Origin of the sequence: Leuconostoc sp. DB-1, assembly GCF_013414845.1 — a bacterium.
GTDB classification, from domain to species: domain Bacteria; phylum Bacillota; class Bacilli; order Lactobacillales; family Lactobacillaceae; genus Leuconostoc; species Leuconostoc mesenteroides.
Window position 1 is genome coordinate 1,485,090 of the sequence record NZ_JABFNJ010000001.1, and the last position, 14,881, is coordinate 1,499,970.

The window sequence follows — 14,881 nt, forward strand, 5'->3', positions numbered from 1 at the left end:
GTCAATTTAAATATGACTCTAAAAGAACAGCTTCTTCAGATTAAACAAAATAGCCCTTCGATTATTTCTAACAAACTACTTTTTGAAATGGTTGAAAACATTGGCTCGTTAGATTCTGAATTACGAGACACACTCATCTACAGTCTCTTTTCTGACTGGACTACAACCGGGAAGTTATCAGTAAATCAAGAACAAAAGGTGTCGAGTTTCTTGCTTGATAACAGTTATCTATTACAAAATATCGATAATAAAAACGATAAACTAAGTATCTTTACTCGTAGCTTTACAGCACTTTTTCTAGCCTCACTATCATACCGTCATAATAATCATTCATTTTTATCTCAAAGTCAACAACGTCAGATTATTGAACAAAGTATTGATTATATTCAGAACGAACATGATTTTCGTGGTCTAACAAATGATGGTTGGGCTCATGGCATTGCCCATATTGCAGATTTGCTCGATGAAGTTGTTGATTTCACTACTTTTACACACAATGACAGCATCCTTGTCATTAACGCCATCAAAAATATTTTACACAATTCATTTCTATTCACAGCTGATGAACCTGGTCGAATGGTCGTTCCAGTTCTGCATTTGATTAATAAAAATATAATATCCGATGATGAGCTTAATAATTGGATTACTTTGCTTAATGACCTCAAAGTTGATAACTTCAATGCTTATAGTAATGTTTCACTTTTCATGATCAAGTTACAAGCACATTTATTAATAGCGTACCCAGATTCGAATAAATTAGTTTCGTTAGTCAATTGCACAATTAAACAAAATTACCAGCGTTTCAAATATATATAACCAAATTCTTTAAAAAATAAGGAATACAAAAAGACCAATCTATTACAAGATCGGTCTTTTAATTTTACTAATAATATTACATCATACCTGGCATACCACCTTGTGGCATAGCGGCTGGTGCATCATCTTTTGGCTCTTCAGCAACGACAGCTTCTGTTGTCAACAACAATGCTGAAACAGAGGCGGCATTTTGCAATGCTGAACGTGTTACCTTAGTAGGGTCCACAATACCAGCGGCAATCATGTCTACCCACTCATCAGTAGCAGCGTTGTAACCAAATCCTTCTTTTTGTTCCTTCAACTTGTTAACAATCACTGATCCTTCTAAGCCAGCATTTTCAGCGATTTGACGAACAGGTGATTCCAATGCTTTAATAACAGTATTGATACCAGTTTGAACGTCGCCTTCTTCTGACAAAGCTGAAACAGCAGCAATAACATTTACCAAGGCTGTACCACCACCGGCAACGAAACCTTCTTCGACAGCAGCACGCGTTGCATTCAAAGCATCTTCAATGCGGTACTTACGTTCTTTCAATTCAGTTTCTGTGGCTGCACCAACGTTAATAACAGCGACACCACCAGCCAACTTTGCAAGACGTTCTTGCAACTTTTCACGATCAAAATCAGAAGTTGTTTCAGCAATTTGTTGCTTGATTGTGTCAACACGAGATGCGACAGCACCCTTATCACCTGAACCTTCAACAATTGTTGTGTTATCCTTTGTGATGTTAATCTTTGAAGCTTGACCAAGTTGATCAATTGTAACATCCTTCAAATTCAAACCAAGATCTTCAGTAATTACTGTACCGCCAGTTAAGATAGCGATATCTTCCAATTGTGCCTTACGACGATCACCAAATCCTGGTGCCTTAACCGCAACAACATTGAATGTACCACGCATCTTGTTCAAAACTAATGTTGGCAAGGCTTCACCGGTAATATCATCAGCAATGATCAACAAAGCACGTCCTTGTTCAACAACACTTTGCAATACTGGCAAAATATCTTGAATGTTACCAATCTTCTTATCAGTAATCAAGATGTATGGATTATCTAGGTTAGCTTCCATTTTGTCATTGTCAGTCACCATGTATTGTGACATGTAACCACGATCGAATTGCATACCCTCAACAACATCAAGTGTTGTTTCGATACCCTTTGATTCTTCAATGGTGATCACACCGTCATTACCAACTTTATCCATTGCTTCAGCAATCAATTCACCAACTTCTTCATTGGCGGCTGAAATTGATGCAATTTGAGCAATTTCATCTTTAGTATTAACTGTGTGTGACATTTCATGCAGCTTTGCAACGGCTGCTGCAGTTGCTTTTTCAATGCCTGTTCGAATCCCAACTGGGTTGGCACCAGCAGTCACGTTCTTCAAACCTTCACCGACAATTGCTTGAGTCAAAACAGTAGCGGTTGTTGTACCATCACCTGCGATATCATTTGTCTTTGAAGCAACTTCAGCGACAAGCTTAGCGCCCATATTTTCAAAATGGTCTTCTAGTTCAATTGCTTTAGCAATTGTTACACCATCATTGGTAATGGTTGGTGCACCATATGATTGTTCCAAAACAACATTACGACCCTTTGGTCCAATAGTCGTTTTAACTGTATCAGCTAACTTGTCAACACCGGCCTTCATCTTTGCACGTGCATCTTCTGAAAACTTTAATTCTTTAGCCATGATTTAAATATCTCCTTTGATTTGATAATTATTCGACAACTGCAACTATGTCTTTTTCGTGCAATGCTAAGTAATCTTGCCCTTCAAATGACACTTCTTGTCCTGCATACTTATCAAACAAGACTTCATCACCGACTTTAACTGTCAAATCACGGACTGTGCCATCATTTAAGACATAACCCGTACCCGCAGCTACAACTTTACCAGTAACAGGCTTGTCCTTGGCATTACTTGCCAAAACAATCCCACCGACAGTTTCTTCTGCAGCTTCCGTTACTTCAATAATCACACGATCACCCAATGGCTTCAACATGGATTCATACCTCCGAGATTTTCTTTTTTAGCACTCTTTAAACGTGAGTGCTAATTACAATTTTAAGTATAACACTATCATCAAAAATGTCAACAAAAAAGACGTGATCTAGTTGTCACGTCATCAAAGAAAAGTCCCTCCATGCGCCTCAGAAATATCATAAGCGATCGTAAAAGCCTCCGGATCAACTTGATGAATGCCACGCAAAAAATGATTATACTCATGATTATCAAGGACCACCATCAACATTTCACGTCCATCACCCATATAACCGCCACGAACATCCATAATTGTGAAGCCCTTGTCACCATCGAGCAAATATTTTTTCAAATCATCAATGCGATCATTTGTTGTAATGTGGACCATTTTACGACGATCCAAACCAGTTTCGATATAGTTCATCACAACCGCAGTAATAACTAATGAAAAAAGCGCCAAAATCAGTGCTTCTAACCCTTGCGTTACCAAGTTCCCTAACGAAACAACTGTATCAATTGCCAGCAGAGATAAAGCTGGTGAAATGCGAAAATACTTCTTAAAAATCATCGGAGGCACTGCAGTTCCACCACTAGAAGCATCAATTCGATAAAGTAATGCTACACCAACAGCAAAAATACTACCACCAACAAGCACCGCAAAGGTTCGATCTTGTAAAACTTGAAAACTTGGTGTAACTTTCAATAACACCGGCAAAACAATACTGCCAAAAGCAATTCGCGCTGTGGTACCACGATCCAAAAAAACAGCTGCCAAAACAATCATAATCAAATTGACGATCAACACAGTAGCTGCTCGATCAAAACCCACCAATTCGTTAATTAAAATAGCCAATCCAGTTGCGCCACCAGCAGCAACTTTTGCCGGTGCATAAAAAAAGTTAATGCTGATTGCTACGATTTCGAGTGCCATTACAATAACAATATAACGTAGTGCTTGATAGTTTTTAAGTATTTTCATTTAATATCCTCATTGTTTGTGGCATTCATTTATTTGCGTTTGAATCGTGACCGAATAGTATCCCATAAGGATGCAGTTCGTAATATTTTGTCGTTTCCTAGATGCTCACGCATCACTTTAAGTAAACTGCCCGACGACTTAGCAGAAAAATCTAAATCAATTTTATCTGTTTTAATTTTAAATCGGCGACTAACTCGATTCCCTGTGACGTGTACGTAGACAGCGCTTATGTTTTCCCAAGGAATTTGAATATAATCTTCAACATTATTATCATTAAAGAACTCGAACGCCTGATCTCCTACTAGAATCTTACCATACTTCGCCCCAATACCTAGATAAGAAATGCCTTGCGTTGTATATTCTGCTTTTGCGTTTAAAGACTGTACCATGAATATGTTCCCCTATTATTTTCTATGTACCATTAAAAGTGCTTGCCAGATTGACAAGCACTTTTAACATGAATGCTATTACATTATGTTTAAGGCATGCATTACGATACCAAAGATAAAGATACCAATAATCATAACGATTGGTGATACTTTTTTCTTCAACAACCACATTGCCAAGAATGTCAGTAAGAGTCCCATCAACCCAGGAATCAAACTGTCTAAGTTACTCTGTAACGTATTAGGGGCTAACTTTGTCAATGATAATCCGGAAGCTTGCTCACCTAAGATCTTCTGCAACTGTGCGCCGGTAACATTCCCATTTGGGAAATTAATGTAGGCACCCTTTGCCAACTTCTTTGCTGGCAGTTCAAGAATAAATTTGATCGATACCCAGCGCTCAACCAAGACAGCCAAGATGAACATACCAAGTATTGAAGCACCCTTTGTAATGTCCTTCAATAACCCACCAGACAAATCTTGCGTAATGGCACTTCCAGCTTTATAACCAAATTCTTGTGTATACCACAAGAATGCCATACGAATAATGTTCCAAAGAACAAAGAATAAAATTGGTCCCAGAATATTACCACTAATTGCCAATGATGCACCCAGTGCACCCAGAATTGGTCGGATTGTGAACCAAAAGACCGGATCACCAATACCTGCCAAAGGACCCATCATACCAATCTTAACACCCTGAATAGCAGTATCATCAATTGGCGCACCATTGGCACGTTCTTCTTCCAAAGCTAGTGTCACACCAAGAATTGGTGAAGCAACATAAGGATGCGTATTGAAGAATTCCAAATGGCGCTGCAAGGCTAGCGCACGATCTTCTTTTGACTTATACAATTTTTTGATCGCAGGAATCATTGAATAAGCCCATCCAACGTTTTGCATACGTTCATAGTTCCAAGAACCTTGGAGGAATTGTGAACGCCATGCAACTGACATACGATCTCTTTTAGTTAATTCAATTTTTCTTTCAGCCATCATCTTGCCCCTTTCTAGTACTTGTTCAAAATGTCGCCGACTGGATCACTACCACCGCCGCCATTTGAACCGTTACTGTTACCACCCATTTTTGACAAGTTGATGTAGATCAAAGCAAGTGCAACACCAATTGCTCCTAACGCGATCAACGTTAGTTCACTAACAGCTGCTAACGCAAAACCAATAGCGAAGAATGGCCATACTTCACGAGTTGCCATCATGTTAATAACTAATGCATAACCAACGGCGACAACCATACCACCACCTATAGCCATGCCACCAGTTAACCATTCTGGCATAGATGTCAAAGCTGCTCTCACTGCCGCAGCAGGTACAGCAATTAAAATAGCAGCAGGTACAGCTATACGTAGACCTTGTAGTACAAGTGCAAATAGATGTAAGCGTTCAATAGTACCAATTTTCCCTTCTTTAGCAGCAGCATCAGCTCCGTGAGTCAATCCAACCGCAACAGTACGAACAAGCATTGTCAGGAACAAACCAGCAACAGCCAAAGGAATAGCTGAAGCTACGGCCACTGAGATTCCTGTACTAGAGAAATCGCCACCTTTAACCATAATGATTGAGGAAGCTACTGAGGCCAAGGCCACATCAGGGGCAACAGCCGCACCAATATTAGCCCAACCTAAGGCGATCATTTGCAATGTACCACCTAAAATTATACCCGCTGTCAGATGACCAGTTACTAAACCAATTAGCGTGGCTGAAACTAGCGGTTGATGAATTTGAAATTCATCCAGAATACCTTCCATACCTGCAAAGAAGGCAATGATTACGACTAAAACTATCGCAATAACAGACATATTAGACACCTTTCTTAATTAAACATTTTGCATGTCAAATTATTTAACATTTGCTTTCTTGATTAAATCAAACAAGTTAGCCTTACTATCATTAGGCACTTTTCGAACATCAAATTCAACGCCTAAGTCGCGTAACTTTTCAAAAGTGGCAACATCATTTTTATCCATAGACAAAACTTTGTTGACCATTGTTTTTCCTTCTGAATGTGCCATTGAACCAACATTCAATGACTTAATCGGTACGCCACCTTCTACAGCAGTTAACACATCTTCAACCGTTTCAAACAGCAGGAATGCGTCAACACCACCAAAGCGATCGTCCTTAGCCACCTCAATCATTTTACTGATTGGTACAATATTTGCGCGCACATTGTTAGGCGCAGCTTGTTGGATCAAGCTCTTACGCAGCTCATCCTTGGCCACCGCATCTGAAACAACAATAATACGATTTGCTTTTGAATCAGGTGTCCAAGCCGTGGCCACTTGCCCATGAAGTAAACGTGTGTCCAAACGGGCTAGCTTAATATTGATGTGTCCTTCTTTTAAGCCAACAATTTTTTCGGAGGTTTTAGCTTCCGTTTCTTCTTTGGCTTCTGGAACTGACTTCACACCATCCTTAGCAACAGGAACCAAATACGTAGCCAATCCAGCGGCTGTATCTTGGCTCAAACGGCCAGCATAGGCTTCAATTAACATTGGTAAATTCAACCCTGCAATGATAGCCATTTTTTCTGGATTTTGCTTCTGAATTAAACTAGCGCGGTTAAATGGTGATCCTCCCCACAAATCAACTAAAAATAGGATTTGATCATCATTATTAAACTTCGCCAATGCCTCCTGGTAATGCTTATCTAAATCGTCTGGCCCTTCGTTAGGCAAAAATGTAACAACTTCAACATTTTCTTGTTCACCGAAAATCATTGAGCCTGACATCAGTATGCCTTTAGCAAAGTCTCCATGACTGGCAATAATTAGATTAACCATCCGGTTATCTCCTTCTCATTAAAATACTTACTATATGATTATAACGGAACAAAACAGTTTTGTAAACGCTTTCAAGTAAGTTTTTTGTTACCGTTTACATATTTAATTATAATCCTAGTTTACCAAAAAGTACAAGCTTTCACTTTTTCTTACATACCTTGTATTTTCTTTTCATAAAATATTTTTTCAAAAGGTAAATTGCGATGAAAACTAATGAAATAATAACTTACAATCTAGCGACATCTTCTAAATTCATCTCACAAATACGTCTTTATTTGTTGTTGTAGGTGTGACAAAACTGCGTATGAGCGTCATATCTCCATCTAATCGGTAATTTTTTGCATCACTCAATACTATAAAACTATCACCTTTTTTGATTTGATCGGCATCAATAAAACCGGACCCTTCGATCACCGTAAACAGTTCATAATGGTGAGTTAGTTCAAACAATGATGGACCGCGAACCAACAACTTATCTATGGTAAATTTTGTTGCTACTACCAAACGTTCAATGACAGTTTGGTCAACAATCGTGGTATCTTGAATTAAGGTAGGATCTACATGAGGTACAGTAGTGACTGCTAAGGCCTCTTCAATTTGAAGCGGACGCTTTTCTTTTGTGGCGGCATCAATTCGATCAAAGTCGTAGAATCGATAAGTTGTGTCAGAACTCTGTTGTATCTCAAGAGCAATAATACCAGCCCCTAAAGCGTGAAATGTACCAGAAGCGACATAAAAGAAATCTCCCTTCTGCACTGGAATTGTGCGTAATAACTTGTCCCATTCTTTTTGATCAACCATCTTTTTAAGTTCATCTCGTGTTTTCGCATGATGACCATAATATATTTTAGAACCTGGCTTTGCATCTAAAATATACCAACTTTCTGTTTTGCCAAATTTTTCGTGAGACTGTTTATCATTCGGATGAACCTGAATTGATAGATTTTCATGGGCATCCAAAATTTTCACTAATAGTGGAAATGCTTCATCACGTCCATGACCACCAAACAATTCTGGATGATCTTGCCAAACTCGACTCAATCCTTGACCTGCTAATTTCCCGTTAATTACAGTAGATTGTCCATTGCTATGGGCAGCAATTGTCCAAGCCTCCCCAGTGTGATCACTCGGGATTTTATAATTAAAGTCTTCCAAGGCGTTTCCACCCCACATCTTTTCATGTAACTCTGCTTGTAAATGTAATATTGTCATAATGTAATCGCTTTCATTTTTATTCAAAAAAATTTTATTTTAGGTTAAATCCTTTATCTTTAGCATACTGCGTCAATAATGGTGTTGTTTTTCGTTCACGAGTTAACATTCGGGCATTGTTTTCTGTCCAAGAACGTTCAATACCTCGATTCGCATAATATTCAACCATCACTTTATTATACGCGGAAACTGCCTCTTCTAGCTGTACTTGATTATAGCGATCTTTCATCAAAAATCCGCTTTCACCAAGTTTTGGCTTAATACCAGGATTATCCGCCGGATGACCAATTGAAAAGCCCATCACTGCTTTCACATAGCGTGGCAAGTTGAGATGCTCTTCGTAAATTTCAAAGGCCCCTAATGCACCAGCCATGGTCACACTACCTAATCCCAGCGATTCAGCAGCGACTTGAGCCCGTCCAAGAGCAATGCCGGCACTCACAATACCACCTTCAAGTAATGCATAGCTCTGTATGTTCTCTTCTGCCTGGCGGCGCTGCTCATTGTTTAAGCCTATTAAATCTTTATTGTAGTCAACTGTTACAACAAAGTATCTTGCCGCAGTTTCAATATATTTCATGCCTACCTTAGTGGTAATATCAGCTTTTATATCTTGTGATGTAATTTCTATAAAAGTTACTGGTTGGTAATTATTCATATTAGGCCCAGCAGTTGCCGCACGAATAATTTCTGAAACCTGTTGATCAGAGACCATTTCATCTGTAAAGGAACGTATGGACATATGTTGATTAAGCACATCTAAGGTTGGGTTAGACATAGTAAAATCCTTTCATGAAACCAAATAATATTCATAACTAGATAGTACCATAAAATTATGATAAAATAATAAAATATTAATTGGAGAAATTTATGCAATTCGGGAAGTTTCGATTAGGATTACGTACATTAAAGACTGCTCTAGCCGTTATGCTAATCATCACGTCATTTTATTTTTTTAATCGTCCGCCTTTTGTTGCGTGTTTAGCGGCAGTTTTTGCACTGCGGGAAAGTTGGGATAAAACGCTCAACTTTGCCAAAGTGCGGTTGATTTCTAACACAGTCGGTGGTGCTTTTGCGCTATTTTATTTCATTGTTCACCAACAAACACATCAAGCTGCCTGGGTTTCCATGATTCTTTTACCTCTACTTGTTATTGTTGTAATTGTTTTATTAGATGGCTTCAACTACAATAGTGGTGTTATTGGGGCCATGGCTGCCTTATTAATGATTTCATTAAACATTCCAGCTGGTGCAACCATAGTTTATGTCATTGATCGTATCATTGATACTTTCATCGGCGTGGTCATAGCAATCGCGATTAACCGATTCTGGTCACCAAAAAAAGCGACGTGAGCCGCTTTTTTAAATACCTAAATATTGCTCAATTGTCTTCAAAACGCCATCGTTTGTGTTCACATCGACGGCTTTTTTAGTTACTCTTTGTTGCATAAACGGCTCCGCATTAGGCATCACGAACCCATTTTCGTATTTAGTCAGCATCTCTAAATCATTGCCATTATCGCCAAACACCATTACTTCACTATCTAAAACATTGTAGTAATCTTGCAAAACTTGTAGTCCGGCTGCCTTATCCACACCTTTTCCTAAAACATCAACAGAGCCAAATCCTGACCCAGTTGCATGCAATTCGTTGCCAAAAATATTTCTCAGCGCAGACACATGTTGATGCACTTCATTATTTGGCCACACAAAAGTAATACCCAAAATGTGATCATCAACTTGCATTAATTTTTCAACTTGCTTGACGTTGGGATAAAATTGAAAAACCATTTCCGCGACTTGACCTGTCGCATGGTTAGACACATATGTTCCTTTATCACCTGTCATGATAATAATGTTTTCCGCTGACTCCGGATTTTTAGCATTCCAGTCAATGACCTTTTCTAATTGATTAGCTGACAAATGTACTGAATACAATTGTTGTTCAAATGTTGATACAACTGCACCATTGGAACCAACAAAATCCATTTCAAAGCCATTATTAATTGTTGGGGCAAACAATTGTTGTAGATTTTTAACTTGACGCCCTGAAGCCGCAACAAAACGCATATCGCGTGTCTCCATAACTGATAAAACGCGTTCAAATCTAGCTTGACTATATTCATCATTTGCCGTTAAAAACGTGCCATCCATGTCCGACGCAATTAATTTAATTGACATTACTTGTCTCCTACTCGTAAATACTATCTTTCAATTGTACCAAAAAAGCGCCGTTAAGCGCTAATTTCATTCAAATTGTTTAAGATATTCTTGATAACCAGATTCATCAATTACCCAATCTAGTTCACCAATGTACTCAGCATGGGGATCATGGTAAGCAAATTCATGCTTAAATTTGTATAATCCATCTGAATTATCAAATTCACCAATGCCACCAAAATCGTACTCAACTTTGCCTAATTCAAGTCCCCATTTGAGCATTTCGTATTGGATAGCAGCAGGCGCATTATGCTTTCCAAATTCACGGTATGAACCAGCGTACATGTACCAAATCTCATCGCCATAAGAGAATCCAAGGCCACTGGCAATAACTTGATCTTCATAATGCGCTAGATAAACACGGAATAATCCCGTACCAGCCCATAATTTTTGCATTCGTAAGAAATAGTCAATTGGTCGATGGGTAATGCCATGGCTCTTCGCCATCGACACATATGTATCAAACAATGCGCGAATGTCTTCTTCACTATCACCACTTGTAACAGTAACCCCGTCACGAAAAGCACGACGAATATCATTTCTGACTTTCGGCTTAAAATGAAGCATTAACTCATCTTCATTTGTAATGGGCTTAGCCCCTTCACCGCGACCATCATAGTACAAAACAACATTCTTACGTGGTTGAATGTTCCCATGCATATGCTTAACTTGTTTATTTCTTGTTTTAAATCCAGCATCAAGATACTTTTGATTTAATGCATCAGAATATGACACCTCAGGATCCATACGTACCAAAAATACATTATCTGGCAAAGCTGTCAATGCTTCATTAATCATTGACTTAATCAAGTCAATGTCCTCAACATCAGCTACTGGCCCTCGGCCAACATAAGCTAATAGTTTTCCTGGTACTGCTTCGACGGTTAAAATAGACATAGCGGCATCAATTTTTCCGTCAGTTTCGTGGTAAACATAAATGTGTCCCCAGTTAGATTTCAACTCTCCCCACAATGGATCTTGTGTTACTTGTCCACGGGGATTTTCACGAACGAATTGCTGATAATCAGTTACTTTTTTGGAATCATCTAAATTTAAAATAGTCATGTGAAATTATAGTCCTGTCGTAATTGAGCCGTAGTTTTCGATGAAATAAACTAACGTCTGTAATTCATTTGTTAAGTCAACGTTTTGCACACGAACACCAGTTGGAACAGTCACACGTACTGGTGTAAAGTTCAAAATACCTTTGACACCCGTTTCGACTAACTGGTTGGTAATTTCTTGTGCAACACCTTGTGGAACCGTTAGAATGGCAATATTGATACGTTGTGCTGTTATTTGCTCTTGTAACTCTTCCATTGAATAAATTGGTACACCTGACAAAATTGTGCCTGTACGCTTTTCGTCTGCATCAAATGCTGCTGCAATACGCATATTTGATGATTGATGGAAATTAAAGTTTAATAAAGCTTGTCCAAGATTACCAGCACCGATTAAAGCCACATTAATTAAGCTGTCTTGGTCCAATACATTAGCGAAGAAATCTAAAAGCGCTTTGACATCATAACCGTAGCCACGCTTACCTAGCGCACCAAAATATGAAAAATCTCGACGAATTGTTGCCGCATCGAACTTAATAGCTTCACTCAACTCTGAGGAAGAAATCCGTTCCTTGCCAGCATCATGTAAGAATGTTAGATAACGAAAATATATAGGTAGCCGCTTAGCAGTTGCACGCGGTATTTTAGGTTGTTGAGTCATAATTATCTCCATTAATTAAACTTGTGAACTTTTGCATAACTAGTATACCATATATAAAAGGTTTTACCAAAAGATAGTGATGTTTTCACAATGATGTCAGGATTATAACAATTCAAAATCCAATCCCGGATCCGTGTTTAAATCTAAATCAGCAAAAATATTTTTCTTGTAATTCCAATAACCCGCAGCACCAATCATTGCTGCATTATCCCCTGTATACTGCATCGGAACAGGGATAAATTCTGTCTTTGGAAAATCGTTTAATAGCATAGTCAATTCTTCACGTAATTGAGAATTTGCGGCGACACCACCAGCTAATACAAAACTTTTAACAGGAAAATTTTCTAATGCTCGTTTTGTCCGACCAATTAATGCATCAACAACAGCATTTTGAAAGCTAGTCGCCAAATCATTCTGATTGATTGTTTCCTCTTTTTGATTGGCGTGATGTACATAATTAATTACCGCACTCTTCAAACCAGAAAAACTAAAATCATAGTTATCTTCATGTGCCATGGCAGTTGGAAATTTAATGGTTGGTTGGCCTCTATGAGCCATCTCATCAATTGTCTTCCCAGCAGGATACGGCAAATTTAATAGCCGCCCAACTTTATCAAAGCTTTCTCCAGCTGCATCATCACGTGTTTCGCCAATGACTTCAAATTGGTTTTCTTCACGCATCAATACAAGTTCAGTATGTCCACCAGAAACCATTAATGCCATCGCTGGATATTTAATTGGCTTGTTAAAATTTGCCGCCGCAATATGACCTGCTAAGTGATTAACTGGAATAACTGGCAAACCATGCGCCAGAGCAAATGTTTTCGCCCCCATTAAACCAACTAATAAAGAGCCGACTAGTCCCGGCCCATATGTCACAGCAACCGCATCAAGCGCTTTGAGTTCTACATGAGCCGTGTTTAAAGCATCATTTAGTACCCGAGTAATCCATTCAATATGATGTCTACTGGCCACTTCAGGAACAATACCACCAAAGCGTTGATGTGAATTAATTTGGGTAGCCACACTGTTGCTTAGCACAATGTGACCGTCTTCAACAATGGCGACACTTGTTTCATCCGCACTTGATTCAAAGGAAATTATTTTAGTCAATTTTTTTCTCCATCATAATTGCATCATCACCATTTCTATAATATTTTTCACGACGATAATACTCTGTAAATCCCAGCTTTCTATATAATGCTTGGGCGCCACCATTTTGTGCAGATACTTCAAGCAAAAATCGAGTAACTTGCTTCATATTAAAAATATGTTTAAAAATGTTCTGTGCCACACCTTGTTTTTGATAATCAGGATGTACTGCAACACTAACAATTTCAGCTTCATCAAGTATTGTTGTGACACCAACAAAGCCACCATCCCCGATAAAATAAGCTGTCCTGGGACTAGCTAAATCATGTTCAAAAACGCTTTTGGGCCAAGGGGATGATCCAAAAGCAGCATCGGCTATATGCCATATCAAGTCAATATCTTCAGTTGTTGCTCGTCGAATCATCAAAGTGTAATGCCATCGATACCGCATCTTCGCGATTATCGAGGTAATATCCTTTCTTAATACCTGTTTGCTTATAGCCCAGTCGTTCGTACAATGCCAGTGCGCCCAGGTTGGACACTCTGGCCTCCAGAGTCATTGATGACACACCTGTTTTTTTGGTAAACAATTTTAACTCTTGCATGAGTATCGTGCCCAAGCCGCTATTTTGCCACACCGGTAGGACAGCTATATTAGTAATATGCATGTCATGAATGTCAGTGCGCAAAGCAGCACCAGCAAAACCAACAATTTGACCACGCCGTTCAATGACTAAATACAGTCGGACATGCGGACGTGACAGTTCACTCACAAAATCACGTAAAAGCCATGGTGCTGAACCATTATAAACTGCTTCTTCAATTTTTATTAGCATATCGATGTCTGACATCGTAGCTCGCCTTAATAAAAATGTTGTCCCTTGGACATCAACGACTTTTTCGGTATATTTTGGCAAACTATTTAATAAATGCTTTGATTTTCTAAATTTCAAAAACATAGTTTTCTGGTTTATCCTCACCAGGATGAGCAGCAATCCAGTTCAGCTCTGCTTGCGTTTTGCGTAGATAATTTGGATTAAAATCCTGAATATTCTCTGTAGGTGTTTCTTGCAATCCAAGTGTTACAATACCCACCCCATCCGGTAAACTCTCTTCTGGTGACAAAATTTTTGCGCGCTCACCAAAAAGCGTTTGCATTTCATCGCTAAATTCTGAGGTGTCACCCAGAAAAGTAATTGGTTCGTCCTTTGCTTCCAAAAAAGCAAATAAATTTGTAATTGGCTGATGAGATTCAGTAAATATACTCACACCATTTTGATATACACCAGCAAAAACGTTTCTATTGCGGGCGTTAAATAATGGTACCACTAGCCCGTCAGCTTTAACTTGTTCCGCTAAAATTGCTAAGCTAGATACACCACATAATTCAGCACCCAAGGTATCGGCTAAAACTTTTGCCACTGTGACACCAATTCTTAATCCCGTAAACGATCCTGGCCCTTGAGCCACAACAACACGATCAATATCTTGTAGTGTCCAATTTTCAGCAGCCACAATATCTCGAATGGCTGGTAGCAACTGAATGGAATGGTTACGTGCTACATTGGTAGTGAAAACGTTTTTTACGCTATTATGTTCTGCCAAACTCACTGTTAGTGGTTGGTTACTTGTATCAAATGCTAAAATCTTCATAAGTTTAATTTTA

At 38.8% G+C, this 14,881-nt stretch carries 18 protein-coding genes; 2 read left to right on the forward strand and 16 right to left on the reverse strand.

What is annotated here, in order from left to right:
• Positions 1 to 12: 12 nt before the first annotated feature.
• A complete protein-coding gene (locus tag HFP47_RS07305) occupies positions 13 to 816 on the forward strand; it encodes a DUF2785 domain-containing protein (RefSeq protein ID WP_096639526.1) in 804 nt (267 codons plus the stop codon).
• Between the two features lie 76 nt (positions 817 to 892).
• Here HFP47_RS07305 and groL read toward each other — a convergent pair whose 3' ends face one another.
• From groL to HFP47_RS07350, 9 genes are all read right to left on the reverse strand, one after another.
• On the reverse strand, positions 893 to 2,512 hold the full coding sequence (gene groL / locus HFP47_RS07310; RefSeq protein WP_011680362.1) for a chaperonin GroEL: 1,620 nt from the start codon (positions 2,510 to 2,512) through the stop codon (positions 893 to 895).
• A gap of 28 nt (positions 2,513 to 2,540) precedes the next feature.
• Positions 2,541 to 2,825 (reverse strand): co-chaperone GroES, encoded by a 285-nt coding sequence (gene groES / locus HFP47_RS07315; RefSeq protein ID WP_002815782.1) that lies wholly within the window; start codon positions 2,823 to 2,825, stop codon positions 2,541 to 2,543.
• 123 nt (positions 2,826 to 2,948) lie between these two features.
• On the reverse strand, positions 2,949 to 3,782 hold the full coding sequence (locus HFP47_RS07320; protein WP_179876284.1) for a YitT family protein: 834 nt from the start codon (positions 3,780 to 3,782) through the stop codon (positions 2,949 to 2,951).
• Positions 3,783 to 3,811: 29 nt separating this feature from the next.
• Positions 3,812 to 4,171, reverse strand: a complete 360-nt coding sequence (locus HFP47_RS07325; protein WP_002815784.1) for a DUF956 family protein — start codon at positions 4,169 to 4,171, stop codon at positions 3,812 to 3,814.
• A gap of 78 nt (positions 4,172 to 4,249) precedes the next feature.
• Positions 4,250 to 5,164, reverse strand: coding sequence for a PTS system mannose/fructose/sorbose family transporter subunit IID (locus tag HFP47_RS07330; RefSeq protein ID WP_011680364.1), 915 nt, complete (start codon positions 5,162 to 5,164; stop codon positions 4,250 to 4,252).
• Between the two features lie 14 nt (positions 5,165 to 5,178).
• A complete protein-coding gene (locus HFP47_RS07335; RefSeq protein WP_011680365.1) occupies positions 5,179 to 5,985 on the reverse strand; it encodes a PTS mannose/fructose/sorbose transporter subunit IIC in 807 nt (268 codons plus the stop codon).
• A gap of 39 nt (positions 5,986 to 6,024) precedes the next feature.
• Positions 6,025 to 6,969 (reverse strand): mannose/fructose/sorbose PTS transporter subunit IIA, encoded by a 945-nt coding sequence (locus tag HFP47_RS07340; RefSeq protein ID WP_011680366.1) that lies wholly within the window; start codon positions 6,967 to 6,969, stop codon positions 6,025 to 6,027.
• A gap of 252 nt (positions 6,970 to 7,221) precedes the next feature.
• On the reverse strand, positions 7,222 to 8,181 hold the full coding sequence (locus tag HFP47_RS07345; protein WP_042252284.1) for a type I phosphomannose isomerase catalytic subunit: 960 nt from the start codon (positions 8,179 to 8,181) through the stop codon (positions 7,222 to 7,224).
• A 34-nt stretch (positions 8,182 to 8,215) separates the two neighbouring features.
• Positions 8,216 to 8,959 (reverse strand): nitroreductase family protein, encoded by a 744-nt coding sequence (locus HFP47_RS07350; RefSeq protein WP_014325098.1) that lies wholly within the window; start codon positions 8,957 to 8,959, stop codon positions 8,216 to 8,218.
• Between the two features lie 92 nt (positions 8,960 to 9,051).
• Here HFP47_RS07350 and HFP47_RS07355 point away from each other — a divergent pair, with 92 nt between their 5' ends.
• Entirely contained in the window at positions 9,052 to 9,534 is a 483-nt protein-coding gene (locus HFP47_RS07355; RefSeq protein ID WP_011680369.1) for an aromatic acid exporter family protein, read from the forward strand.
• A 9-nt stretch (positions 9,535 to 9,543) separates the two neighbouring features.
• Here the strand turns inward: HFP47_RS07355 and HFP47_RS07360 are convergent, their stop codons facing one another.
• The 7 genes from HFP47_RS07360 to tsaB form a co-directional block, all read right to left on the reverse strand.
• Entirely contained in the window at positions 9,544 to 10,362 is an 819-nt protein-coding gene (locus HFP47_RS07360) for an HAD-IIB family hydrolase (protein WP_025268469.1), read from the reverse strand.
• Positions 10,363 to 10,428: 66 nt separating this feature from the next.
• Complete coding sequence (locus HFP47_RS07365; protein WP_025268470.1) at positions 10,429 to 11,466, reverse strand: peptidoglycan bridge formation glycyltransferase FemA/FemB family protein; 1,038 nt, start codon at positions 11,464 to 11,466, stop codon at positions 10,429 to 10,431.
• Positions 11,467 to 11,472: 6 nt separating this feature from the next.
• Complete coding sequence (locus HFP47_RS07370) at positions 11,473 to 12,123, reverse strand: redox-sensing transcriptional repressor Rex (protein ID WP_011680372.1); 651 nt, start codon at positions 12,121 to 12,123, stop codon at positions 11,473 to 11,475.
• Positions 12,124 to 12,225: 102 nt separating this feature from the next.
• Positions 12,226 to 13,236 (reverse strand): tRNA (adenosine(37)-N6)-threonylcarbamoyltransferase complex transferase subunit TsaD, encoded by a 1,011-nt coding sequence (tsaD, locus tag HFP47_RS07375; RefSeq protein WP_179876285.1) that lies wholly within the window; start codon positions 13,234 to 13,236, stop codon positions 12,226 to 12,228.
• The gene (gene rimI / locus HFP47_RS07380; RefSeq protein ID WP_011680374.1) at positions 13,229 to 13,639 is read right to left on the reverse strand and encodes a ribosomal protein S18-alanine N-acetyltransferase; all 411 of its coding nucleotides are present in this window, start codon (positions 13,637 to 13,639) and stop codon (positions 13,229 to 13,231) included. The genes tsaD and rimI (HFP47_RS07380) overlap by 8 nt, the downstream gene beginning before the upstream one ends.
• Positions 13,617 to 14,174, reverse strand: coding sequence for a ribosomal protein S18-alanine N-acetyltransferase (rimI, locus tag HFP47_RS07385; RefSeq protein ID WP_014325103.1), 558 nt, complete (start codon positions 14,172 to 14,174; stop codon positions 13,617 to 13,619). Before rimI (HFP47_RS07385) ends, rimI (HFP47_RS07380) begins: the two co-directional genes overlap by 23 nt.
• Complete coding sequence (gene tsaB / locus HFP47_RS07390; protein WP_011680376.1) at positions 14,158 to 14,868, reverse strand: tRNA (adenosine(37)-N6)-threonylcarbamoyltransferase complex dimerization subunit type 1 TsaB; 711 nt, start codon at positions 14,866 to 14,868, stop codon at positions 14,158 to 14,160. The genes rimI (HFP47_RS07385) and tsaB overlap by 17 nt, the downstream gene beginning before the upstream one ends.
• Between the last annotated feature and the right edge of the window lie 13 nt (positions 14,869 to 14,881).

Bases quoted from the DNA above. Each gene is read 5' to 3' on its own strand.
- groES (WP_002815782.1), bottom strand. From the start codon at position 2,825: ATGTTGAAGCCATTGGGTGATCGTGTGATTATTGAAGTAACGGAAGCT.
- HFP47_RS07330 (WP_011680364.1), bottom strand. From the start codon at position 5,164: ATGGCTGAAAGAAAAATTGAATTAACTAAAAGAGATCGTATGTCAGTT.
- HFP47_RS07305 (WP_096639526.1), top strand. From the start codon at position 13: ATGACTCTAAAAGAACAGCTTCTTCAGATTAAACAAAATAGCCCTTCG.
- HFP47_RS07360 (WP_025268469.1), bottom strand. From the start codon at position 10,362: ATGTCAATTAAATTAATTGCGTCGGACATGGATGGCACGTTTTTAACG.
- HFP47_RS07350 (WP_014325098.1), bottom strand. From the start codon at position 8,959: ATGTCTAACCCAACCTTAGATGTGCTTAATCAACATATGTCCATACGT.
- HFP47_RS07365 (WP_025268470.1), bottom strand. From the start codon at position 11,466: ATGACTATTTTAAATTTAGATGATTCCAAAAAAGTAACTGATTATCAG.
- HFP47_RS07335 (WP_011680365.1), bottom strand. From the start codon at position 5,985: ATGTCTGTTATTGCGATAGTTTTAGTCGTAATCATTGCCTTCTTTGCA.
- groL (WP_011680362.1), bottom strand. From the start codon at position 2,512: ATGGCTAAAGAATTAAAGTTTTCAGAAGATGCACGTGCAAAGATGAAG.
- HFP47_RS07355 (WP_011680369.1), top strand. From the start codon at position 9,052: ATGCAATTCGGGAAGTTTCGATTAGGATTACGTACATTAAAGACTGCT.
- HFP47_RS07345 (WP_042252284.1), bottom strand. From the start codon at position 8,181: ATGACAATATTACATTTACAAGCAGAGTTACATGAAAAGATGTGGGGT.
- tsaB (WP_011680376.1), bottom strand. From the start codon at position 14,868: ATGAAGATTTTAGCATTTGATACAAGTAACCAACCACTAACAGTGAGT.
- rimI (WP_011680374.1), bottom strand. From the start codon at position 13,639: ATGATTCGACGAGCAACAACTGAAGATATTGACTTGATATGGCATATA.
- HFP47_RS07325 (WP_002815784.1), bottom strand. From the start codon at position 4,171: ATGGTACAGTCTTTAAACGCAAAAGCAGAATATACAACGCAAGGCATT.
- rimI (WP_014325103.1), bottom strand. From the start codon at position 14,174: ATGTTTTTGAAATTTAGAAAATCAAAGCATTTATTAAATAGTTTGCCA.
- HFP47_RS07370 (WP_011680372.1), bottom strand. From the start codon at position 12,123: ATGACTCAACAACCTAAAATACCGCGTGCAACTGCTAAGCGGCTACCT.
- HFP47_RS07340 (WP_011680366.1), bottom strand. From the start codon at position 6,969: ATGGTTAATCTAATTATTGCCAGTCATGGAGACTTTGCTAAAGGCATA.
- HFP47_RS07320 (WP_179876284.1), bottom strand. From the start codon at position 3,782: ATGAAAATACTTAAAAACTATCAAGCACTACGTTATATTGTTATTGTA.